The sequence below is a fragment of the Streptomyces sp. NPDC051452 genome, from assembly GCF_044454765.1.
Classification (GTDB): Bacteria; Actinomycetota; Actinomycetes; order Streptomycetales; family Streptomycetaceae; genus Streptomyces.
Genome location: NZ_JBITEB010000010.1, coordinates 270,669 through 292,405, shown reverse-complemented (window position 1 = coordinate 292,405; position 21,737 = coordinate 270,669). Strand labels below are relative to the sequence as shown.

Sequence of the window (21,737 nt, the reverse complement as noted above, 5' to 3'; positions counted from 1 at the left end):
GGGGAGGCAGGGACGACGGTGGCGGAACGGAGCACGGCTGCCGTCGACGTGGCAGACAACAGCGGTGATCAGCCGCTGACCGCCAAGGCGGAGCAGTCCACGGCCGACGGGGTGGCCAAGAACCCGGAGCGGGACACGGACAGCGACGAGGCGCAGGGGAGCGGCGGAATCGAAGGTCCCGGGCAGAAGACCGCCCCGCCCGAACTGCACAGCGGTCACAAACTCGCCAGACGGTACCGGCTGGAGGAGTGCGTCACCCGTCTGGACGGATTCAGCAGTTGGCGTGCGGTCGACGAGAAACTCCGTCGCGCCGTCGGCGTCCACATCCTGCCCGCGGACCACGCGCGAGCCCGGTCCGTGCTGGCGGCCGCCCGTTCCTCCGCCCTACTCGGCGACCCCCGCTTCGTCCAGGTCCTCGACGCCGTCGAGGAGAACGACCTCGTCTACGTCGTGCACGAATGGCTGCCCGACGCGACCGAGCTGACGGCGCTTCTCGCGGCCGGCCCGCTGGAGCCGCACGACGCCTACCAGATGGTCAGCCAGGTCGCCTCCGCCATGGCCGCCGCGCACCGCGAAGGCCTGGCCCATCTGCGACTGAACCCGAACGCCGTACTGCGCACGTCCTCGGGCCAGTGGCGCATCCGCGGCCTCGCCGTGAACGCGGCGCTCCGCGGCATCCACTCCGAGACGCCCCAGCGCGCCGACACCGAGGCGATCGGTGCCCTGCTGTACGCGACGCTGACCCAGCGCTGGCCCTACGAGAACGACGCGTACGGCCTGTCGGGTCTCCCGAAGGACGTCGGGCTCATCGCGCCCGACCAGGTGCGGGCGGGCGTCCACCGCGGCCTGTCGGAGCTGACCATGCGCGCCCTGGTCAACGACGGGGCCACCGCGTCCCGTCACGAGGCCGCATGCACCACTCCGGAGGAGCTGGTGAAGGCGATCGGCGAGATGCCCCGCATCCGCCCGCCGGAGCCGTCGTTCACCGCACCGCCGGAGTACCAGCGGACGACCTATCAGCAGGGCACCTACGGCCGTCCCTCGCCGCGCCCCGGCGTCACCCAGCCGATCGCGCCCCCGCCGCCCCCGTTGCAGAGCCGTACCGGCAAGGCCCTGAAGTGGGCGGTGTCGGCCCTCCTCATCGCCGCCCTCGGCCTGGGCAGCTGGCAGTTGGCCGACGCGCTGATGGACCAGGGCGGCAAGTCCGACGACACCCGCAAGACCCAGCCGACGGACGACGGCGACAAGGGCAAGGGGAAGTCCGCGCCGACGCCGATAAAGATCCGCAACGGCCAGGAATACGTCGCCAAGGGGGACGCGCAGCGTCCCGCCGACGTGCCCAACACGTACGACGGGAACGCGTCCACGTACTGGCGGACCCGGAGCTTCAGGGAAGGGCCCACGATCGCGCCCTACAAGCCGGGCGTCGGCATCGTGTACGACCTGGGCTCGGCCCAGCAGATCAGTACGGCCAGCATCGGGCTGCGCTATCCGGGCGACCACACGACGATCGAGCTGTACGCGGCCGACTCGCTGACGCCGGCGTCGCTGGACTCGATGACGCGGATCGGCAAGGTCACCACGACGGGCACCATCGCTACGGTGAAGCCCACCAAGTCGGTCAAGACGCAGTACGTGCTCGTCTGGCTGACGGCCGTGCCGCAGTCGGGATACGACTCCACGCTGTACTCCGACGCCGGCTACAAGCAGGCCATCAGCGAAGTGAAGTTCACGGGCTGACGTCTCTACCGGGACCGGAGGGGGCCGATGGCGGAGGGCGCCGGATACGACGAAGTGAGCGACCGTGATCTGCTCGCCCGCCATGTGGAGGGCGAGCCCGATGCCTTCGGTGAGATCGTGCGGCGGCATCGGGATCGGCTCTGGGCGGTCGCCCTGCGGACGCTGGGGGACCGCGAGGAGGCCGCTGACGCGGTGCAGGACGCCCTGGTGTCCGCCTATCGGGCCGCGCACACCTTCCAGGGGAAGTCTGCCGTCACCACGTGGCTGCACCGGATCACGGTGAACGCCTGTCTGGACCGTGTCCGCAAGGCCGACTCCCGCAAGACCGCACCCGTCGACGACACCGAGCGGCTGGAGCAGCTGCTGGAGCCGCACGAGTCGGCCTCGGCACCGGCCGAGCGGAACGACGTCCAGCGCCAGCTCCTCGAGGCACTCGGCACCCTTCCGCACGAGCAGCGGGCCGCTCTCGTGCTCGTGGACATGCAGGGCTACCCGGTGGCGGAGGCCGCTCGGATCCTCGACGTGCCCACGGGGACGGTGAAGAGCCGCTGCGCACGGGGCCGGGCCAGGCTGCTGCCCCTGCTCACCCATCTGCGGCCCGACGGTGCCCCGAACGGAAAAGAATCGGGCCCGGGCCGGAACCGGGGGCCGGGGGCAGCCGTCCCACCGGCAGCGGCGTCTCCGGGCGCGAGCCCCGGGGACGCGGGACCGAGTGATGCAGCCGTAGTGAAGGGCGGAGGTGGACGAGCGTGACTTCGACGACAGACACGGCCGGGCACCCGGACGTCGCGGAGATCTCCGACCTCACCGAAGGCCTGCTCCCAGCGGGACGCGGAACGGAGATACGGCACCACCTGGACAGCTGTGAGCTGTGCGCGGACGTTCACGCCTCGCTGGACGGGATCCGGGGACTGCTGGGGTCCCTGCCGGAGGCGGAGCGCATGCCGGCCGACGTGGCCGGACGCATCGACGCCGCCCTCGCTGCCGAGGCACGGCGCAGCGCCGAAGGCGACCACCGCAGCCGAAGCGATGACGGCGGTCTGAGCGGTGACGGCGGTCAGAGCGATCAGGACGGCGAGAGCGATGCCGCTCATGTTTCACGTGAAACATTGGTTCCGTCCGACCGGCCCGCCGGGCGCCCCAAGGCGTCGACCGGTCCGGGGCGTAAGGGACGCGAGCACGGCCGACGCCGGAGGCATGTGGTCCTGGGGACTGTCCTCACCGCGGCCGTTCTCGGGGCGGGCGCCCTGGCCCTGCAGTCGCTCCAGAACCATTCCTCCTCCGACACCACCGCTCACGGGCAGCCCACCCCCGCCGTGGGGCCTTTCTCCGGCACCAGCGTCCAGAGCCAGGTGAAGGGCCTCCTCCACGGCCACGCCACCCGGCAGGGGACCGGCAGCGAGTCGCCCCACGGAGACGTCGGAACCGAGCAGAACACCCCGGGCTCGACCCAGAGCGCAAACACCCTTCTCCAGACCGCCCCCCCGGTCCCCGACTGCGTCCGCGAGGCGCTCCGGGCGAACGACACGGTCCTGGGCTCCAAGGCGGGCACCTATGGCGGGAAGGCCGCCTACCTCGTCGTGGTGCCGGACGCCGCAGACGGAAAGCGGGTCACGGCCTACGTCGTCGACGCGGCCTGCGTTCGTCAGCAGGCCACCTCCGCCGGAAAGGTACTGCTGAAGCAGTCCCTCGCCCGGCCCTGAGTCGCCGGCCGCGCTGTCCTTCCGACTCGACCGCGCGTGTGCTCGGACACGCCGGGAATGCGGGCCCCGTAGGATCCGTTGGGTGGGTGAGAGCTCTGAAAGGGGCTCCCACCGGTCGACTGAGACAGACCAGAGACGAGGAATCTAGCCGTGAGCGACGTCCGTAACGTGATCATCATCGGCTCCGGGCCCGCAGGCTACACGGCCGCGCTCTACACCGCGCGCGCGTCGCTGAAGCCCCTGGTGTTCGAGGGCGCCGTCACCGCCGGTGGCGCGCTGATGAACACCACCGAAGTGGAGAACTTCCCGGGCTTTCGCGACGGCATCATGGGCCCCGACCTCATGGACAACATGCGCGCCCAGGCCGAGCGGTTCGGCGCCGAGCTGGTTCCGGACGACATCGTCTCCGTCGATCTGAGCGGTGAGATCAAGACCGTCACCGACACCGCGGGCACGGTCCACCAGGCGAAGGCTGTCATCGTCACCACCGGCTCCCAGCACCGCAAGCTGGGTCTGCCGAACGAGGACGCGCTCTCCGGTCGCGGTGTCTCCTGGTGCGCCACCTGTGACGGCTTCTTCTTCAAGGACCAGGACATCGCCGTGATCGGCGGCGGCGACACCGCGATGGAGGAGGCCACCTTCCTCTCGCGCTTCGCCAAGTCCGTGACGATCGTCCACCGCCGTGACACCCTGCGTGCCTCCAAGGCCATGCAGGAGCGTGCCTTCGGTGACCCGAAGATCAAGTTCATCTGGGACAGCGAGGTCGCCGAGATCCAGGGCGACCCGAAGCTCTCCGGTCTGAAGCTGCGCAACCTCAAGTCCGGCGAGCTGTCCGAGCTGCCCGTGACGGGGCTGTTCATCGCGATCGGCCACGACCCCCGCACCGAGCTGTTCAAGGGTCAGCTGGACCTGGACGAGGAGGGCTACCTCAAGGTCGCCTCCCCCTCCACGCGCACCAATGTGACCGGTGTCTTCGCCGCCGGTGACGTGGTCGACCACACCTACCGCCAGGCCATCACCGCGGCCGGTACCGGCTGCTCCGCCGCTCTGGACGCCGAGCGCTACCTCGCCGCGCTCGCAGACGAGGACAAGGCGGAGCCCGAGAAGACCGCCGCCATCTGATCTTTTCCCCTCCCCGCCCCATCGCACGACAAGACTAGGAGAGCCCGCCGTGGCCGGCACCCTGAAGAACGTGACCGACGCTTCCTTCGAGCAGGACGTCCTGAAGAACGACAAGCCCGTCCTGGTGGACTTCTGGGCCGCCTGGTGCGGACCCTGCCGCCAGATCGCCCCGTCCCTGGAGGCGATCGCTGCCGAGTTCGGCGACAAGATCGAGATCGTCAAGCTCAACATCGATGAGAACCCGGACACGGCCGCCAAGTACGGCGTGATGTCCATCCCAACCCTGAACGTCTACCAGGGTGGCGAGGTGGCCAAGACGATCGTCGGCGCCAAGCCGAAGGCCGCGATCGTCCGCGACCTCGAGGACTTCATCACCAAGTAGCCGATGGCGAAGAGCCGGGCGCTGCCGACCTTAAGCCGGCAGCAGATGTTTCACGTGAAACACGAATGGGCCAATCCCTCGGGGTTGGCCCATTCGCTTGCGCCACTCTCCTGGGAACAGCGCCATCACTCGCTAAAGCGGCCGTAGTGCCGGCTCTTTCTGTACCGCGCCGAGGAGCCGGTCCAGCGCCATCTCGACGTCTTCCTTCCAGGACAGCGTGGACCGCAGCTCCAGCCGAAGCCGGGGGTGCGTCGGATGTTGCCGAACCGTCTTGAAGCCCACCGCCAGCAGATGATCGGCGGGCAGCAGACAGGCGGGCTCCTTCCAACGGGCGTCTCCGAAGGCCTCGACGGCCTTGAAGCCTCGGCGCAGCAGGTCCTTGGCCACCGTCTGGACGAGCACCCGGCCGAGCCCCTGGCCCTGATAGCCGGGCATGATGAAGGCCGTCATCAACTGGACGGCATCGGGCGAGAGCGGGCTCGTGGGAAAGGCGGTCGAACGCGGGACGTAGGCCGGCGGCGCGTAGAGAACGAAGCCCACCGGTACATCGTCGACGTATGCCACCCGGCCGCAGGATCCCCAGTCCAGCAGGACGGCGGAGATCCAGGATTCCTTCTCGCGCGCGGACGTGCCCGCTTTCACCGCCGCTTCACCGCTGACAGGGTCCAGTTCCCAGAAGACGCATGTGCGACAGCGCCGTGGAAGGTCCTGAAGGTTGTCCAGCGTGAGAGGCACGAGCCGACGCCCCATGAAGGCAGTTCCTCACTTCCTTCGCTCACCGCATCACGAGCGGCTGTCAGAGCACTCCGTTGGATGCGCCATACCTGATCGCATCGTATCCACGATGCGATTCACTCGAAACCGGCTCAAAGCAAAGAGCGGGGCCCATTCCGGTGCAACCGGAACGGGCCCCGCTCCCCGCGACAACGGGACGGCACCGCCCGAGGATCAGTCGTCCGTCTCCCCGGCCTCGTCCTGCCGGGCCGCCTGCTGAAGGGCCAGACGCTCACCGGGGGCAAGCGTGCTGAGGATCCGCTCGAGATCGTCCGGAGAGGCGAATTCGACGGTGATCTTGCCCTTCTTCTGACCCAGCTCGACCTTCACCCGGGTCTCGAAGCGGTCCGAAAGACGGGTGGCCAGCTCGTTCAGCGCCGGCGAGGGTACGGAGCCGGCCCGCGGGCCCTTGGAGCGCGAGGCCCTCTGCGGCCGCGAGCCCATCAGTGTCACGATCTCTTCCACGGACCGCACCGACAGCCCCTCGGCCACGATGCGATGGGCCAGCCGGTCCTGCTCCTCCGAGTCCTCGACCGACAGCAGCGCCCGGGCATGACCGGCCGACAGCACTCCGGCGGCCACCCGCTTCTGCACGGTCGGCGAGAGCTTGAGCAGACGCAGGGTGTTGGAGACCTGCGGGCGCGAACGCCCGATGCGATCAGCCAACTGGTCGTGCGTGCAGTTGAAGTCCTTCAGCAGCTGATCGTAGGCGGCGGCCTCTTCGATCGGGTTGAGCTGCGCGCGGTGCAGGTTCTCCAGCAGCGCGTCCAGGAGAAGCTTCTCGTCATCCGTGGCCCGGACGATGGCGGGGATGGCCTCCAGGCCGGCTTCCCGGCAGGCCCTCCAGCGCCGCTCACCCATGATCAGCTCATAGCGAGCGGGTCCCAGCTGCCGCACGACGACGGGCTGCAGGAGCCCGACCTCTTGAATGGAGGTCACCAGTTCCTGCAAAGCGTCCTCGTCGAAGACCTCACGTGGCTGACGCGGGTTCGGCGTAATGGCGTCGAGGGGGATCTCCGCGAAGTGGGCGCCCATGGGAGGCGCGGGTGTCTCCTCCACCGGACTCGTCGGAGGCTCCTCGGACGCCTGGGATACGGGCGGCAGAGTGGCCAGCTTCGCCGCGGCAACCCCGCGGTCGGTCGTCAGCACCGGCACGGCCGCCGGAGAGGCGGAGGCTCCGCCCCCCATCGAGGCTGCAGCCGGCGTCTTCTCGGTCGGGGCAGCAGGGATCAGGGCGCCGAGTCCCCGTCCCAGCCCCCTTCGTCGCTCACTCACTGGATCCCCTCCACCATGTTCGGGTCGTTCTGGGCGCCGATATGGGCCTGGCTCGCGTCATAGCTGACGCCAACACCCTTCAGCGCGATTTCTCGGGCCGCCTCAAGATAGGAGAGCGCGCCGCTCGATCCTGGATCGTAAGTCAGCACCGTCTGGCCGTAGCTCGGCGCCTCGGAGATACGGACCGAGCGGGGGATGCTCGTCCGCAGCACCTCGTCGCCGAAGTGGGTGCGCACCTCTTCCGCGACCTGCGAGGCGAGACGCGTCCGGCCGTCGTACATGGTGAGCAGAATGGTCGACACATGCAGGGTGGGGTTGAGGTGCCCCCTCACCAGGTCGACGTTGCGCAGCAGCTGACCCAGGCCTTCGAGTGCGTAGTACTCGCACTGGATCGGGATGAGGACTTCCTGCCCGGCGACCAGTGCGTTGACTGTCAGCAGCCCGAGCGAGGGCGGGCAGTCGATGAGGATGTAGTCCAACGGCTGCTCGTACGCCTGGATCGCGCGCTCCAGCCGGCTCTCGCGGGCCACGAGTGACACCAACTCGATCTCCGCACCGGCGAGATCGATGGTGGCGGGGGCACAGAACAGGCCCTCGACATCGGGGACGGGCTGGACGACCTCGGCGAGAGGCCTGCTCTCCACCAACACGTCGTAGATAGAAGGCACGTCGGCGTGGTGGTCGATCCCGAGGGCCGTGGACGCGTTGCCCTGCGGGTCGAGGTCGATCACCAGGACGCGGCTGCCATGCAGAGCCAGCGAAGCGGCAAGGTTGACGGTCGTCGTCGTCTTGCCGACCCCGCCCTTCTGGTTGGCGACCACCATGACGCGGGTCTGCTCCGGTCGTGGCAGGCCTTCGCCGGCGCGCCCCAGGGCCTCCACGGCCAGTTGGGCCGCACGGCCGATGGGAGTGTCGTCCATCGGAGGCGGTGTTTCACGTGAAACATCCGCTCCCATCGACTCGGTGCGGGGACCGGGGACCGGATCGGTCATCGGTCCCGCGATGTTGGCGTCGGACCGCACGGATTCACTCTCCTCGACTTCAGGCTCGCAATGAACAGAGCCTCCCATGTCTTCGGGGTCGTGAACCAGTGAGGCCTGGTCTTCTGTGGAGAAATCCACCTCTGTGGACAACTCCGTACCCCGGGAGAGGGGCGGAGTGTCCCGAGAGGGAGGTGGGGTGTCCCGGGGATGGGAGCCCTCTCCGAGCGATCCGAGAGGCTTTCGGTCGCGAGGTTCGGCCGCAGCGCGGCCACGACTGATGATGCCGTGCAGCAGTGAGCGACGTTTCACGTGAAACACGATGCACAGCGGCCGTGACCGAACCCCGCCGACACTCCGTCCCATATCGGTCCGGAAGCTTGTGTGGAGTACGTCTCGTCGTCAGGAAGGTTCCGTACGGATCATTAGTACGTTCGGACCGAGCGACGGCCGCACTCACCGCCGCCGGCGTACCCGGCCCGTTCGGGCGGCCTTGGCGCGCTTCGCCGCGAAACGCACACCCCCGGGGCTCTCGCCGACCTCGACCCGCACGACGGTGGACAACGGGTCCACCACGCCCTCGCCGACGTGCAGGATGGACGTCTGCGCCGCGCCGAGCTTGCTGAGCGCGGTGGTCGCGGCCTTCAGCTCCTCCTCGGCGGTGTCCCCCTTGAGCGCGAGCATCTCGCCGTACGGGCGCAGCAGCGGGATGCCCCATGTGGCCAGACGGTCCAGCGGCGCCACGGCCCGGGCGGTCACCACATGAACCGGAGGAAGCTTGCCCAGCACCTCCTCGGCTCGGCCGCGCACCACGGTGACATGGTCCAGGCCCAGCAGCTCGACGACCTCGGTGAGGAAGTTGGTGCGCCGCAGCAGGGGTTCCAGCAGGGTGATGTTCAGGTCCTCCCGTACCAGCGCCAGCGGAATACCCGGCAGCCCCGCACCGGAGCCGACGTCGCAGACCGTCACTCCCTCGGGGACCGCCTCGGAGAGCACCGCACAGTTGAGCAGGTGCCGCTCCCACAGTCGGGGCACCTCCCGAGGGCCGATCAGGCCGCGCTGCACACCCGCCTCGGCGAGCAGCTCCGCGTAGCGAACCGCATCGGCGAAGCGCTCACCAAACACTTCCCGAGCCTGTTCGGGCGCGGGGGGAAGCTCCGCTGCCTCCGTCACGGGGACCGTCCTTCCGTACAGCGCCGGTGCTTCGCGCACCGGCCACCAGAACTACCAGGCTGACAAAGTTCGGCCCCGTCTGCTCAACAGACGGGGCCGGTGGAACGTGGAGCGCCGATCAGGCGGGGAGCACGACGACGAAGCGCGCGGGCTCCTCGCCCTCGGACTCGCTGCGCAGTCCCGCGGCCTTGACCGCGTCGTGCACGACCTTGCGCTCGAACGGGGTCATCGGCTTGAGCCTCACCGGCTCGCCGCTGCTCTTCACCTCGGCGGCGGCCTTGGCGCCCAGCTCGGAGAGCTCGGCGCGCTTGTTGGCCCGGAACTGCCCGATGTCCAGCATGAGCCGGCTTCGGTCACCGGTCTCCCGGTGCACGGCCAGACGCGTCAGCTCCTGCAACGCCTCCAGCACCTCGCCGTCCCGGCCGACGAGCTTCTGCAGGTCGCGGCTGCCGGTTTCGCTGACGATCGACACGGAGGCGCGGTCGGCCTCGACGTCCATGTCGATGTCGCCATCGAGGTCGGCGATGTCCAGCAGACCCTCCAGGTAGTCCGCCGCGATCTCACCCTCCTGCTCCAGGCGGGTGAGGGTGTCTGCACCGTCGGCAGCGGCGGAGGTGGTGCCTTCCGTCACGGGATGGACTCCTTCTTACTTCTTGGACGGGGACTTGGGCCGCTGCGGGCCACCCTTGCGCTGGCCGGACTGGGCCTTGCTACGGGTGCCCCCGCCGGGCTTCTGAGGCTGCTGGGCCGCGGCGGGCCTGGCGTCCTCCGGCTCGTCGGACTTCTCCAGCGAGAGGGGGTCGCCCGCCTGCTTGGGCGCGCCGGACTGGCGCTGGGACTTGGACTGACGCTTGGGCTGCTGGCGCCGGGCGGTGGCCGTGGCGGTGGCCGTCGTACCGGTGGTCACCGTGCCGTCCTCGCTCTGCACTGCGGCCTGGGCCGCGCTCGGCAGCACGTTGCCGTCGGTCTGGGCGGCGAGGCCGGCCTTGTTCAGGGCGTTGATGAACTTGCGCTCGGACTCGTTGCGGTCGCGGCCCTTGGCGACGATCGCCTTGATGATCGTCTTCTCGCTCCGGCGACGGACCTTGCCGTGGTGCGTGACGTGCTTGGCCAGACGCTCCAGGTAGGCGGCCTGGGCCTTGGAGCCGGGGGTCGGGTTGTTGCGGATCACGTACATCTGCTGGCCCATGGTCCACACGTTGGTGGTCAGCCAGTAGACGAGGACACCGACCGGGAAGTTGATACCGAAGAAGGCGAACATCAGCGGGAAGACGTACATGAGCATCTTCTGCTGCTGCATGAACGGCGTCTTCACCGTGGTGTCGACGTTCTTCGTCATCAGCTGGCGCTGCGTGTAGAACTGCGAGGCCGACATCAGGACGATCATGATCACGGTCACGACGCGGACGTCGGTGACCGAGGCGCCCAGCGCCTGGATCGTGCTGCTGCCGTCCCGGAACTTCGCCGCGAGCGGGGCGCCGAAGATGTGCGCCTGACGGGCACTCGCCAGCAGCGAGTCGTTGATGACGCCGATCTTCTTGCCCGAGGCGATGCCGTTGAGCACGTGGTACAGGGCGAAGAAGAACGGGGACTGCGCCAGGATGGGAAGGCACGAGGAGAGCGGGTTGGTACCCGACTCCTTGTACAGCTTCATCATCTCTTCGGACTGACGCTGCTTGTCGTTCTTGTAGCGCTCCTGGATCTTCTTCATCTCGGGCTGGAGCGTCTGCATGGCCCGGGTCGCCTTGATCTGCTTCACGAAGAGCGGGATCAGGCAGATGCGGATCAGGATCACCAGGGACACGATGGCCAGGCCCCAGGCCCACCCGGAGTTAGGGCCGAAGATGGCGCCGTACACCGCGTGGAACTGGACGATGACCCATGAAACGGGTGTGGTGATGAAGCTGAAGAAGCTGGCAATCGTGTCCACTAATCATGCTCCTTGGGCATGGGACGAAGTCTCTGCGGCCGGGCTCGGAGGAAGCTCGGAAGAGAGCTTCTCTTCGGTGGCCGGTTCGGCGGCGGAGGACCCGCCCGTGCGTGCGCGCCAAGCGTTGCGCAGCAGTTCGTGCCACCGCGGGCGCTTGCGCGGCGGAACATGGTCCACACCGCCGGGCGACCACGGATTGCACCGGAGGATGCGCCAGGCGGTGAGAGCCGTTCCCTTGACCGCACCGTGCCGGTCGATGGCCGTGTAGCCGTAGTGGGAGCACGACGGGTAGTACTTGCACACCGGTCCCAGCAGTGGACTGATCGTCCACTGGTACAGCTTGATCAGGACCAGTAGCGGGTACTTCATCGTGCGCCCCCTCCCAGCAGCCGCTGAACAGCGGCGTCCAGGTCTCGGGCCAGCTGTGCTTGGTCTGCGTCACCCGCTCCGGGCAGCGCTCGTACGACTACCAGGCTACCGGGGGTAAAGAGGGCGACCCGGTCCCGCATCAGATGACGCAGTCTGCGCTTCACTTTGTTGCGCACGACCGCTCCACCCACAGCCTTGCTCACGACGAAACCCGCACGCGTCGGGGGAGCGCTCTCCCCAGGCGCGTGCGGGTCCGTGGAACCGCTACGAAGGTGGACGACGAGGGTCGGACGGCCTGCCCGACGACCTCGTCGCACCGCGGTCGCGAAGTCCTCGCGCCGCCTCAGCCGGTTCTCGGTGGGCAGCACGACGTCATGACCTGATCGGGATCAGGCGGACAGACGGGCGCGACCCTTGCTACGGCGGGTCGCCAGAATCGCGCGGCCGGCACGGGTACGCATACGCAGCCGGAAGCCGTGGGTCTTGGCGCGACGACGGTTGTTCGGCTGGAAGGTGCGCTTGCTCACTCGGGGGCTCCAGAAAGAATCGGTGGTGGCGGGGTGCCGTCCTGGCTGTCACCGTGCGCCCACGAGTAGCTCGCTCACGCCCGAGTGCACCGCTTCCCGATCACCTGGAAGTGACCTGTGCCCATCGGAGGCAGGCGGCAGCAGCCATCGACAACTCGACCTGGTCACGGTACGCGGGGCTACGCCATCCGGTCAAACCGGGGGTCGCCGGGAGACACTGTCCACAGGCTGGGGACAACAACTTGAACCCTACCCGCCGCGCTGACTACCGTGGCTGAACTCCGATTCGTTCCCTTATCCCCGCCCGACCCGATTTTCATCCCGACCCGTCCCCGAACCACACGTTCGTGGGACCTTCGAGAGAGCGTGCCCTGTGGCTGACGTACCTGCCGATCTTGCCGCAGTGTGGCCACGAGTACTGGAGCAGCTCCTCGGTGAGGGCCGCGGACAGGGCTTCGAGGCGAAGGACGAGCGGTGGATCCGCCGCTGTCAGCCGCTGGCGCTGGTCGCGGACACCGCCCTGCTCGCCGTACCGAACGAATTCGCGAAGAGTGTGCTGGAGGGACGCCTGGCGCCGGTCGTCAGCGAGACCCTGAGCCGCGAGTGCGGACGGCCGATCCGCATCGCGATCACCGTCGACGACTCCGCGGGCGAGCCGGCGCCCCCCGCGCAGCAGGCACCGCAGGCACCCCAGCCGCGCTACGAGGAGCCGGAACTGCCGTCCGGGCCGTACGAGGGCTACGGCCGGCACCGCGCCGGCGACCAGCAGCCGGGCGCCGAGCCCCCGTCCCGGGGCGAGCAGCCGCCCACCGCGCGCCCCGCGTACCCCTCCGAGTACCAGCGCCCCGAGCCGGGCGCCTGGCCGCGTCCGGCGCAGGACGAGTACGGCTGGCAGCAGCCGCGGCTCGGCTTCCCCGAACGCGACCCGTACGCCTCGCCGTCCTCCCAGGACTACGGCTCGGACTCCTACGGCTCGTCGTCCCAGGACTACCGCCCGCAGGGCCGGAACCGCCCGTCCTACGAGCAGCAGCGCGGTAAGTACGACCGCCCGCGCGCGGGCTACGAATCCTCCCGGCCGGACTACGACTCGGACCATTCCGAGTACGAGCCGCCCCGGGCCGAGTACGACCAGCGCGACCCGGTCCGCCGGGAGCTGCCCGAGCAGCCGGCGGGCGGCGGCTCCGCCCACCGCGCGGGCCCCGGCCGCCAGGACGGATCCGGGACGGGAGGGTCCGGGCAGCAGTCCGCGCAGCCGGCTCCGGCGGGCGGCCCGGGGGAGCCGACGGCGCGTCTGAACCCCAAGTACCTCTTCGACACGTTCGTCATCGGCGCCTCCAACCGGTTCGCGCACGCGGCCGCGGTGGCCGTCGCCGAGGCGCCCGCGAAGGCGTACAACCCCCTGTTCATCTACGGGGAGTCGGGTCTCGGCAAGACGCATCTGCTGCACGCCATCGGGCACTACGCGCGCAGCCTCTACCCCGGCACGCGCGTGCGGTACGTCAGCTCGGAGGAGTTCACCAACGAGTTCATCAACTCCATCCGCGACGGCAAGGGCGACAGCTTCCGCAAGCGCTACCGCGAGATGGACATCCTGCTCGTCGACGACATCCAGTTCCTGGCGGACAAGGAGTCGACGCAGGAGGAGTTCTTCCACACCTTCAACACGCTCCACAACGCCAACAAGCAGATCGTGCTGTCCAGCGACCGGCCGCCCAAGCAGCTGGTCACGCTGGAGGACCGGCTGCGCAACCGCTTCGAGTGGGGCCTGATCACCGACGTCCAGCCGCCCGAGCTGGAGACGCGCATCGCGATCCTGCGCAAGAAGGCGGTGCAGGAGCAGCTCAACGCCCCGCCGGAGGTGCTGGAGTTCATCGCCTCCCGAATCTCGCGGAACATCCGTGAGCTGGAGGGCGCGCTGATCCGGGTGACGGCGTTCGCCTCACTCAACCGGCAGCCGGTGGACCTGGGGCTGACCGAGATCGTGCTGAAGGACCTGATCCCCGGCGGCGAGGACAGCGCACCCGAGATCACCGCCACGGCGATCATGGCGGCCACCGCGGACTACTTCGGGCTGACGGTGGAGGACCTCTGCGGCACCTCGCGCGGGCGCGCGCTGGTCACCGCCCGGCAGATCGCCATGTACCTGTGCCGTGAGCTGACCGATCTGTCCCTGCCGAAGATCGGCGCGCAGTTCGGCGGCCGCGACCACACGACCGTCATGCACGCCGACCGCAAGATCCGCGCGCTGATGGCCGAGCGGCGGTCGATCTACAACCAGGTGACCGAGCTGACGAACCGCATCAAGAACGGCTGACGCCGGCCGCAGGTCAGCGCCGAGGCGCCCCGGGACCCCGTCCCGAGGGCGCCTCTCGGCGTTCCGGCGGGCTCCCGCCGGGCGCCCGCCGCCCTGTCCGCCCGGTCCCGACCCACCCCGGCCGGGGTGGGTCGAAGGCGCTCCCACAGCCCTTCCCACAGCCCTGTGGAGGGCGCCGCGGGGTCGGTGGAGGGTTTCCCGTTCGCCACCGAGTGTTCGATTACGTGCCGGGTTACGGCCACTCTCCACAGATTCGGCGACTTTCTTCCGTCCACATCCTGGGGACCGCGAAGTTGTCCCGAACCGTATCCACAGGGAACCTGTTCATATGACGTCCGCCCAGCTCAGCTGCCTGTGGATTCGTGGACGAACGCTCTCCACAGCCTGTGGACGAAGCGGCCGTCCACAGGCTGTGCGCGAAGTTGTCCACCGGTGACCCACAGGCTGGGGGCTGTTGTCCCCAGCGATCTCCAGCTTCTCCACATGGCTGTCCACTGTTCGGCAACCCGGCGCACCCTCTCACCGCGTCGAGTGAAAGGCGTCACACGAAGGTGCCGGCTTGGGGTGTGGGAAACGTGGGTAAACCTGGGGACGCAGCTGGGGAGAACTGCCCTTGGGCTGTGGGCGAGGTGTGCAGAACTTTCTGTTCTCCACAGACACCCCGAGTTGTCCACCGCCTCCGCCCACAGGGCCAGTGGATAAAATTTGGGCTCTGAGCTGGGAAAACGAGGTTATCCACGGTATCCACAGGCCCTACTACTACTCCCGACTAGAGAGAGCTGGGAAACCGTTTCGAAGCGGGGCCTGTGCACAACTCGCCGTCTCGAGCCCGGCTGCCCCTCGGAGCGACTTGACCCCGACGGGCACCTACTGTCAGTGCCGTGCGTCAGACTGGTCCCCGGTGTCCTGCCCTCCGCAGTGGGCGGTGACACCGAGTCGGAGGACTCGGTAGCAACAGCAGGAGGCGGCTTACGGTGAAGATCCGGGTGGAACGCGACGTACTCGCGGAGGCAGTGGCGTGGGCAGCACGCAGCCTCCCGGCCCGTCCGCCGGCGCCTGTCCTCGCCGGCCTGCTGCTGAAGGCCGAGGACGGCCAGCTGAGCCTGTCGAGCTTCGACTACGAGGTCTCCGCGCGGGTCGGCGTCGACGCCGAGGTCGACGAGGAGGGCACCGTCCTGGTCTCCGGCCGGCTGCTCGCCGACATCTCCCGCGCCCTGCCCAACCGGCCCGTGGAGATTTCCACAGACGGTGTACGGGCGACGGTGGTCTGCGGTTCCTCCCGCTTCACCCTGCACACCCTGCCTGTGGAGGAGTACCCGGCGCTGCCGCAGATGCCGGGCGCGACCGGCACCGTTCCCGGCGAGGTCTTCGCGTCGGCCGTCTCCCAGGTGGCCATCGCCGCGGGGCGCGACGACACGCTGCCGGTGCTCACCGGTGTGCGCATCGAGATCGAGGGCGACACCGTCACCCTGGCCTCCACCGACCGCTACCGCTTCGCGGTCCGCGAGTTCCTGTGGAAGCCGGAGAACCCGGACGTCTCCGCGGTCGCCCTGGTGCCCGCCAAGACGCTCCAGGACACCGCCAAGGCCCTGACGAGCGGTGACAGCGTCATCCTCGCGCTGTCCGGCTCCGGCGGCGGCGAGGGCCTGATCGGTTTCGAGGGCGCGGGCCGGCGCACGACCACGCGGCTGCTCGAGGGCGACCTCCCGAAGTACCGCACGCTGTTCCCGACCGAGTTCAACTCCGTCGCCGTGATCGAGACCGCTCCGTTCGTCGAGGCCGTCAAGCGTGTGGCCCTGGTCGCCGAGCGCAACACTCCGGTGCGGCTGAGTTTCGAGCAGGGCGTGCTGATCCTGGAGGCGGGCTCCAGCGATGACGCACAGGCTGTGGAAAGGGTCGACGCCCAGCTGGAGGGCGACGACATCTCGATCGCCTTCAACCCGACGTTCCTGCTGGACGGCCTCAGCGCGATCGACTCCCCGGTGGCGCAGCTGTCGTTCACGACGTCCACCAAGCCCGCGCTGCTCAGCGGGAAGCCGGCGGTGGACGCCGAGGCGGACGACGCGTACAAGTACCTGATCATGCCGGTGCGGCTGAGCGGCTGATCGTCCGCCACAGCGTCGGGCGGAGGGTCGGACTGCCGTCGCCCGGTGCTGTGCCGAGGGAAATCCGCAGGTCAAGGGGGCTACGTATGAGCGCGTATGCCCACAGCTGTGCGGGAGAGGGCGGGTCTAGGCTCGCCTGGGCACACCGGTGCCTCTCACGTCTCACAGCGACCTAAGGAACACAACTGATGGAGCTCGGTCTCGTCGGCCTCGGCAAGATGGGCGGCAACATGCGCGAGCGGATCCGCCGCGCGGGCCACACCGTCATCGGATACGACCGCAACGCGGACCTCGCGGACGTCCACAGCCTCGAAGAGCTGGTGGGCCGGCTCAGCGGTCCGCGCGTCGTCTGGGTGATGGTCCCGGCCGGCGAGCCCACTCAGGCGACCGTGGACGCGCTCGGCGAGCTGCTGGAGCCCGGTGACGTGGTCGTGGACGGCGGCAACTCCCGCTGGACGGACGACGAGAAGCACGCCGAGCAGCTGGCCGCCAAGGGCATAGGTTTCGTCGACTGCGGTGTCTCCGGCGGCGTCTGGGGCCTGGAGAACGGGTACGCGCTGATGTACGGCGGCGACGCCGAGGACGTCGCCAAGGTGCAGCCCGTCTTCGACGCGCTGAAGCCGGAGGGCGACTTCGGCGCGGTGCACGCCGGCAAGGTCGGCGCGGGCCACTTCGCGAAGATGGTCCACAACGGCATCGAGTACGCGATGATGCAGGCTTACGCCGAGGGCTGGGAGCTGCTGGAGAAGGTCGACTCCGTGGAGAACGTCCGCGAGGTCTTCCGCTCCTGGCAGGAGGGCACCGTCATCCGCTCCTGGCTGCTGGACCTGGCGGTGAACGCCCTCGACGAGGACGAGCACCTGGCGGACCTGCGCGGTTACGCACAGGACTCCGGCGAGGGACGCTGGACCGTGGAGGCCGCGATCGACAACGCGGTGCCGCTGCCGGCGATCACCGCGTCGCTGTTCGCGCGGTTCGCCTCCCGCCAGGACGACTCGCCGCAGATGAAGATGATCGCCGCGCTGCGCAACCAGTTCGGCGGGCACGCCGTAGAGAAGAAGTAGTCCACGGATCCACCGGGTCGCCCCCCGCGATCCACAGCCCATCACCACCCTGGGGAAGGCCGGCGAAACGACCATGCACGTCACGCATCTTTCGCTGGCCGACTTCCGCTCCTACGCCCGGGCCGAGGTCCCGCTCGACCCGGGCGTCACCGCCTTCGTCGGCCCCAACGGCCAGGGCAAGACCAACCTGGTCGAGGCCGTCGGCTACCTGGCGACCCTGGGCAGCCACCGAGTCGCCTCCGACGCCCCGCTGGTCCGGATGGGCGCCGAGCGGGCGGTGATCCGGGCGCAGGTCCGGCAGGGCGAGCGGCAGCAGCTGATCGAGCTGGAGCTGAACCCGGGCAAGGCCAACCGCGCCCGCGTGAACCGGTCCTCCCAGGTCAGGCCCAAGGACGTGCTCGGCATCGTGCGGACCGTGCTGTTCGCGCCCGAGGATCTCGCGCTGGTCAAGGGCGACCCCGGTGAGCGGCGGCGGTTCCTGGACGAGCTGATCACCGCGCGCTCCCCGCGCATGGCGGGCGTGCGCTCCGACTACGAACGCGTGCTCAAGCAGCGCAACACCCTCCTGAAGACGGCGGCGCTCGCGCGCCGGCACGGCGGCAGGTCCATGGACCTGTCCACGCTCGACGTGTGGGACCAGCACCTCGCGCGCGTGGGCGCCGAACTGCTCGCCCGCCGGCTGGACCTGATCGCCGCGCTGCAGCCGCTGGCCGACAAGGCCTACGAGCAACTGGCCCCCGGCGGCGGACCGGTCGCGCTGGAGTACAAGCCGTCCGCGCCCGGCGAGGCCCACACGCGCGAGGACCTGCACGCGCAGCTGACGGAGGCGTTGGCACAGGCGCGCAAGCAGGAGATCGAGCGGGGCGTCACGCTCGTGGGGCCGCACCGGGACGACCTGGTGCTCAGGCTCGGTCAGCTGCCCGCCAAGGGCTACGCCTCGCACGGCGAGTCCTGGTCCTACGCCCTCGCGCTGCGCCTGGCCGCCTACGACCTGCTGCGCGCCGAGGGCAACGAGCCGGTGCTGATCCTGGACGACGTCTTCGCCGAACTGGACGCCCGCCGCCGGGAGCGGCTGGCCGAGCTGGTCGCGCCGGGCGAGCAGGTACTGGTCACCGCCGCGGTGCACGAGGACGTCCCCCCGGTGCTGGCCGGGGCGCGGTACGCCGTCGCCGACGGGACGGTGGAGCGCGTATGACCGCCCCCGAACCCGGCCCGGGCCGGAAGGCGCCCGCCGGCCGCGAGGAGTCCGCGGGCAGGGAGAAGTCCGCCGCCCCGGAGCCCTCCGGTGTCGACCTCGCGCGCGTGGCGTTGCGCGCCGCGAAGGAACAGGCACGCGCGCGAGGGGACGCGGCGCGGCAGAAGAAGCAGGCGCGGCGCGGTGGCGGTCTGCGCTCCGGCGCGCGCGCCGACGGACGCGACCCCATGGCGCTCGGGTCCGCGATCAACCGTCTGATCAACGAGCGCGGCTGGGAGACCCCGGCGGCGGTCGGCGGGGTGATGGGCCGCTGGCCGCAGATCGTCGGCGAGGACCTGGCCAAGCACTGCGTGCCGCAGCGCTACGACGAGGACGAGCGCGTGCTGACCGTGCAGTGCGACTCCACGGCCTGGGCGACCCAGCTGCGCGTGCTCGCCCCCACGTTGGTGGCCCGGCTCAACGAGGATCTCGGGCACGGCACCGTGCGGCTGATCAAGGTGCTCAATCCCGGCGGTCCGGCCCGCCGCTACGGCCCTCTGCGGGCCCCCGGGAGCACCGGTCCCGGCGATACGTACGGGTGACGTACCTCACGTCGCGCAGCTGCCCGGGCGAGCCGGCGTACCCCCGGAGCGCGGGCGCGGCACGCTCCCGGATCGCGTCGGGAAGGCCATCCGACCCCCCGGTAGCCAAGGGTTGACGGCTCGAGGCGCTGAGTGCCGCTGTGAGCCGCTTGGAGCCCCCATCCGTATATCGGGACCCGGCCGAGACCGGTTGAGGGCGGCACATGAGGACTCAGGTACCCGCAAACCCCCATCGATGTCAGCGCTACCGGTAGACTGGAAGCCAATCCCGCCCCAATGTGGGGACCGCCCGGGAAAAGCTGAGCAACGCTGATCAAGGCTTACCACCGCAACATGCCGCAGCCGCTCCGGCAGCCTCCCCCCGAGGGGACCCCCCGGAGGCGGCTCGTGCTGTGCCAGAAAGGGCGCTTCGTGGCCGATTCCGGCAACCCCAACGAGAACATCCCGTCCACCGACGCCGGCGTCGGCGATGAGGCCAGCAGCACCCCCGCCGTGGCCTCCGCCTACGACGCCAGCGCCATCACCGTGCTCGAAGGGCTGGACGCGGTCCGCAAGCGGCCCGGCATGTACATCGGCTCCACCGGCGAGCGCGGTCTGCACCACCTGGTGTACGAGGTCGTCGACAACTCGGTCGACGAGGCGCTGGCCGGCCACGCGGACACCATCGACGTGACGATCCTGCCCGACGGCGGGGTGCGCGTCGTCGACAACGGCCGTGGCATCCCGGTGGGCATCGTGCCCTCGGAGGGCAAGCCGGCCCTCGAGGTCGTGCTGACCGTCCTGCACGCGGGCGGCAAGTTCGGCGGCGGCGGCTACGCCGTCTCGGGCGGTCTGCACGGCGTGGGCGTCTCCGTCGTGAACGCCCTGTCGTCCAGGGTCTCCGTCGAGGTCAGGACCGACGGCCACCGCTGGACGCAGGACTATAAGATGGGCGTCCCGACCGCGCCGCTGGCGCAGCACGAGGCGATCGAGGAGACCGGCACCTCGGTCACCTTCTGGGCCGACCCGGAGATCTTCGAGACCACCGAGTACTCCTTCGAGACGCTGTCGCGGCGCTTCCAGGAGATGGCGTTCCTCAACAAGGGCCTGACGATCAAGCTCACCGACGAGCGGGAGTCGGCCAAGGCCACCGCCGGGGCGGACGAGGCGGGTGCGGACGAGAAGGACGAGGTCAAGACCGTCACGTACCACTACGAGGGCGGCATCGTCGACTTCGTGAAGTACCTCAACTCCCGCAAGGGCGAGGCGGTGCACCCCACCGTCATCGACCTGGAGGCGGAGGACAGGGACAAGAGCCTGTCCCTCGAGGTCGCGATGCAGTGGAACAGCGGCTACAGCGAGGGCGTGTACTCCTTCGCGAACATCATCCACACGCACGAGGGCGGTACCCACGAAGAGGGCTTCCGCGCCGCGCTGACCTCGCTGATCAACAAGTACGCGCGTGACAAGAAGCTGCTGCGTGAGAAGGACGACAACCTCACCGGTGACGACATCCGCGAGGGCCTGACCGCGATCATCTCGGTCAAGCTGAGCGAGCCGCAGTTCGAGGGCCAGACCAAGACCAAGCTGGGCAACACGGAGGCCAAGACCTTCGTGCAGCGCGCGGTCTACGAGCACCTCAACGACTGGCTGGACCGCAACCCGGTCGAGGCCGCGGACATCATCCGCAAGGGCATCCAGGCGGCCACCGCGCGCGTGGCGGCCCGCAAGGCCCGCGACCTCACCCGCCGCAAGGGCCTGCTGGAGTCGGCTTCCCTGCCGGGCAAGCTGTCCGACTGCCAGTCGAACGACCCCACCAAGTGCGAGATCTTCATCGTCGAGGGTGACTCCGCCGGCGGCTCGGCCAAGTCCGGCCGCAACCCGCAGTACCAGGCGATCCTCCCGATCCGCGGCAAGATCCTCAACGTCGAGAAGGCCAGGATCGACAAGATCCTGCAGAACCAGGAGATCCAGGCGCTGATCTCCGCCTTCGGCACGGGTGTGCACGAGGACTTCGACATCGAGAAGCTCCGTTATCACAAGATCATCCTCATGGCGGATGCCGACGTCGACGGTCAGCACATCAGCACCCTGCTGCTGACCTTCCTGTTCCGCTTCATGCGGCCGCTGGTCGAGGCCGGGCACGTGTACCTCTCCCGCCCGCCGCTCTACAAGATCAAGTGGGGCCGCGACGACATCGAGTACGCGTACTCGGACCGCGAGCGCGACGCACTGATCGAGATGGGCCGCCAGCGCGGCAAGCGCGTCCGCGAGGACTCGATCCAGCGCTTCAAGGGTCTCGGCGAGATGAACGCCGAGGAACTGCGCGTGACCACCATGGACCAGGAGCACCGGGTCCTCGGCCAGGTCACGCTCGACGACGCCGCCCAGGCCGACGACCTGTTCTCGGTCCTGATGGGCGAGGACGTCGAGGCCCGCCGCGCGTTCATCCAGCGCAACGCCAAGGACGTCCGCTTCCTCGACATCTGAGTCGGTCTCAGCTGACCGCACCAGGAAGGATCTT

General features: G+C 69.3%; 20 protein-coding genes. 11 read left to right on the top strand and 9 right to left on the bottom strand.

Annotated features, from left to right (window positions below):
- The first annotated feature begins 18 nt into the window (after positions 1–18).
- From ACIBA9_RS24050 to trxA, 5 genes are all read left to right on the top strand, one after another.
- A complete protein-coding gene (locus ACIBA9_RS24050; RefSeq protein ID WP_399366007.1) occupies positions 19–1,740 on the top strand; it encodes a protein kinase family protein in 1,722 nt (573 codons plus the stop codon).
- A 27-nt stretch (positions 1,741–1,767) separates the two neighbouring features.
- Positions 1,768–2,493, top strand: a complete 726-nt coding sequence (sigM, locus tag ACIBA9_RS24045) for an RNA polymerase sigma factor SigM (protein ID WP_362149826.1) — start codon at positions 1,768–1,770, stop codon at positions 2,491–2,493.
- The gene (locus ACIBA9_RS24040) at positions 2,490–3,443 is read left to right on the top strand and encodes an anti-sigma factor family protein (protein ID WP_399366005.1); all 954 of its coding nucleotides are present in this window, start codon (positions 2,490–2,492) and stop codon (positions 3,441–3,443) included. Before sigM ends, ACIBA9_RS24040 begins: the two co-directional genes overlap by 4 nt.
- Before the next feature lie 150 nt (positions 3,444–3,593).
- Positions 3,594–4,565, top strand: a complete 972-nt coding sequence (trxB, locus tag ACIBA9_RS24035) for a thioredoxin-disulfide reductase (RefSeq protein ID WP_399366003.1) — start codon at positions 3,594–3,596, stop codon at positions 4,563–4,565.
- Positions 4,566–4,614: 49 nt separating this feature from the next.
- Positions 4,615–4,947, top strand: a complete 333-nt coding sequence (gene trxA, locus ACIBA9_RS24030) for a thioredoxin (RefSeq protein WP_399366001.1) — start codon at positions 4,615–4,617, stop codon at positions 4,945–4,947.
- 132 nt (positions 4,948–5,079) lie between these two features.
- On the opposite strand, the gene ACIBA9_RS24025 is transcribed toward trxA, so the two are convergent.
- The 9 genes from ACIBA9_RS24025 to rpmH all read right to left on the bottom strand — a co-directional run bounded on the left by ACIBA9_RS24025 (position 5,080) and on the right by rpmH (position 11,975).
- Positions 5,080–5,697, bottom strand: coding sequence for a GNAT family N-acetyltransferase (locus ACIBA9_RS24025; protein WP_399365999.1), 618 nt, complete (start codon positions 5,695–5,697; stop codon positions 5,080–5,082).
- Between the two features lie 198 nt (positions 5,698–5,895).
- Positions 5,896–6,996, bottom strand: a complete 1,101-nt coding sequence (locus tag ACIBA9_RS24020; protein ID WP_399365997.1) for a ParB/RepB/Spo0J family partition protein — start codon at positions 6,994–6,996, stop codon at positions 5,896–5,898.
- Positions 6,993–8,066, bottom strand: coding sequence for a ParA family protein (locus ACIBA9_RS24015; protein WP_362150442.1), 1,074 nt, complete (start codon positions 8,064–8,066; stop codon positions 6,993–6,995). Before ACIBA9_RS24015 ends, ACIBA9_RS24020 begins: the two co-directional genes overlap by 4 nt.
- 366 nt (positions 8,067–8,432) lie before the next feature.
- Positions 8,433–9,149, bottom strand: coding sequence for a 16S rRNA (guanine(527)-N(7))-methyltransferase RsmG (gene rsmG, locus ACIBA9_RS24010; protein WP_399365995.1), 717 nt, complete (start codon positions 9,147–9,149; stop codon positions 8,433–8,435).
- 118 nt (positions 9,150–9,267) lie between these two features.
- On the bottom strand, positions 9,268–9,780 hold the full coding sequence (locus tag ACIBA9_RS24005; protein ID WP_399365993.1) for a protein jag: 513 nt from the start codon (positions 9,778–9,780) through the stop codon (positions 9,268–9,270).
- A gap of 15 nt (positions 9,781–9,795) precedes the next feature.
- Entirely contained in the window at positions 9,796–11,079 is a 1,284-nt protein-coding gene (gene yidC, locus ACIBA9_RS24000; RefSeq protein ID WP_399365991.1) for a membrane protein insertase YidC, read from the bottom strand.
- A 3-nt stretch (positions 11,080–11,082) separates the two neighbouring features.
- On the bottom strand, positions 11,083–11,448 hold the full coding sequence (gene yidD, locus ACIBA9_RS23995; RefSeq protein WP_399365989.1) for a membrane protein insertion efficiency factor YidD: 366 nt from the start codon (positions 11,446–11,448) through the stop codon (positions 11,083–11,085).
- Positions 11,445–11,816, bottom strand: coding sequence for a ribonuclease P protein component (rnpA, locus tag ACIBA9_RS23990; RefSeq protein WP_362149836.1), 372 nt, complete (start codon positions 11,814–11,816; stop codon positions 11,445–11,447). Before rnpA ends, yidD begins: the two co-directional genes overlap by 4 nt.
- Before the next feature lie 21 nt (positions 11,817–11,837).
- Entirely contained in the window at positions 11,838–11,975 is a 138-nt protein-coding gene (gene rpmH / locus ACIBA9_RS23985; RefSeq protein ID WP_003975051.1) for a 50S ribosomal protein L34, read from the bottom strand.
- A 373-nt stretch (positions 11,976–12,348) separates the two neighbouring features.
- On the opposite strand from rpmH, the gene dnaA reads away from it, so the two are divergent.
- The 6 genes from dnaA (at position 12,349) to gyrB (ending at position 21,703) form a co-directional block, all read left to right on the top strand.
- The gene (gene dnaA / locus ACIBA9_RS23980) at positions 12,349–14,289 is read left to right on the top strand and encodes a chromosomal replication initiator protein DnaA (RefSeq protein ID WP_399365986.1); all 1,941 of its coding nucleotides are present in this window, start codon (positions 12,349–12,351) and stop codon (positions 14,287–14,289) included.
- Between the two features lie 974 nt (positions 14,290–15,263).
- Complete coding sequence (gene dnaN, locus ACIBA9_RS23975; protein WP_362149838.1) at positions 15,264–16,394, top strand: DNA polymerase III subunit beta; 1,131 nt, start codon at positions 15,264–15,266, stop codon at positions 16,392–16,394.
- A gap of 188 nt (positions 16,395–16,582) precedes the next feature.
- A complete protein-coding gene (gene gnd, locus ACIBA9_RS23970) occupies positions 16,583–17,458 on the top strand; it encodes a phosphogluconate dehydrogenase (NAD(+)-dependent, decarboxylating) (protein WP_399365984.1) in 876 nt (291 codons plus the stop codon).
- Positions 17,459–17,531: 73 nt separating this feature from the next.
- Positions 17,532–18,653 carry a DNA replication/repair protein RecF gene (gene recF, locus ACIBA9_RS23965; RefSeq protein WP_393902186.1) on the top strand — a complete coding sequence of 374 codons (1,122 nt, stop codon included), beginning with the start codon at positions 17,532–17,534 and terminating at the stop codon, positions 18,651–18,653.
- Positions 18,650–19,234 (top strand): DUF721 domain-containing protein, encoded by a 585-nt coding sequence (locus ACIBA9_RS23960; protein ID WP_399365981.1) that lies wholly within the window; start codon positions 18,650–18,652, stop codon positions 19,232–19,234. The genes recF and ACIBA9_RS23960 overlap by 4 nt, the downstream gene beginning before the upstream one ends.
- 387 nt (positions 19,235–19,621) lie before the next feature.
- A complete protein-coding gene (gene gyrB / locus ACIBA9_RS23955) occupies positions 19,622–21,703 on the top strand; it encodes a DNA topoisomerase (ATP-hydrolyzing) subunit B (RefSeq protein WP_399366037.1) in 2,082 nt (693 codons plus the stop codon).
- Positions 21,704–21,737 lie beyond the last annotated feature (34 nt).

Excerpts from the sequence above, each read along its gene's own strand:
- sigM (WP_362149826.1), top strand. The coding sequence starts at position 1,768 with ATGGCGGAGGGCGCCGGATACGACGAAGTGAGCGACCGTGATCTGCTC.
- ACIBA9_RS23960 (WP_399365981.1), top strand. The coding sequence starts at position 18,650 with ATGACCGCCCCCGAACCCGGCCCGGGCCGGAAGGCGCCCGCCGGCCGC.
- yidD (WP_399365989.1), bottom strand. The coding sequence starts at position 11,448 with ATGAAGTACCCGCTACTGGTCCTGATCAAGCTGTACCAGTGGACGATC.
- ACIBA9_RS24025 (WP_399365999.1), bottom strand. The coding sequence starts at position 5,697 with ATGGGGCGTCGGCTCGTGCCTCTCACGCTGGACAACCTTCAGGACCTT.
- recF (WP_393902186.1), top strand. The coding sequence starts at position 17,532 with ATGCACGTCACGCATCTTTCGCTGGCCGACTTCCGCTCCTACGCCCGG.
- ACIBA9_RS24015 (WP_362150442.1), bottom strand. The coding sequence starts at position 8,066 with ATGGGAGGCTCTGTTCATTGCGAGCCTGAAGTCGAGGAGAGTGAATCC.
- gnd (WP_399365984.1), top strand. The coding sequence starts at position 16,583 with ATGGAGCTCGGTCTCGTCGGCCTCGGCAAGATGGGCGGCAACATGCGC.